Here is a 578-nt window from a genome sequence, read left to right as displayed (position 1 = left end):
CAAGGTGTTTTTTCAATTTGCTGTAAACATCAGCAGGGGTGATGGGCTTAAAGATGTAATCTTGAGCACCTAACCTTAATGCTAAGTTTTCATCTGAATTTTCATTTAAGCTACTAATAATAATGACTGGGATCGCACGAGTTAAGTCATTATCCCTGATGTCTTTTAGCACTTGATAACCATTTTTATCTGGCATCATAATGTCGAGGAAAATACAGTTTGGTTGCAAACTGGTGGCAAGTTCTGTGGTTTGAATGCCTGAGTTAGCTGTGGTGACATGATAATCATCACCTAAAATTGACAGTAAAAGGCTTGAGCAGATTGGGTCGTCATCAATCACTAATATTTTGGGTTTTTCCATAGTCAGATTTACCTTTATTTCATATCTAATGATTTAGTTTTTACCGTATCATTTTAATCTGTTAGTGGCTAATTTTAAAAGGGCTTAAGTGGCTAAATAACTCGTTTTTTATAGCTAGATAATCAGTGTGAAAGCCCTTTATTTTTACGACATCTAGCTAAATATGCGAAATACTACACTAATCTACTTGTACTCGTGCTGAACGGGTCAAATGCTT

Annotated in this window: 1 protein-coding gene; it reads right to left on the bottom strand. The window is 35.3% G+C overall.

All coding sequences use genetic code 11. The annotated features are described in order from the left end of the window. Positions 1-361: PleD family two-component system response regulator (locus tag AB4238_RS17360; protein ID WP_372034571.1), on the bottom strand; the 361-nt coding region annotated here is incomplete at its 3' end. Between the last annotated feature and the right edge of the window lie 217 nt (positions 362-578).

Origin of the sequence: Shewanella sp. 10N.286.45.A1 (genome assembly GCF_041470405.1) — a bacterium.
Taxonomy (GTDB): Bacteria; Pseudomonadota; Gammaproteobacteria; order Enterobacterales; family Shewanellaceae; genus Shewanella.
This window is presented reverse-complemented; position numbering and strand designations above follow the sequence as displayed.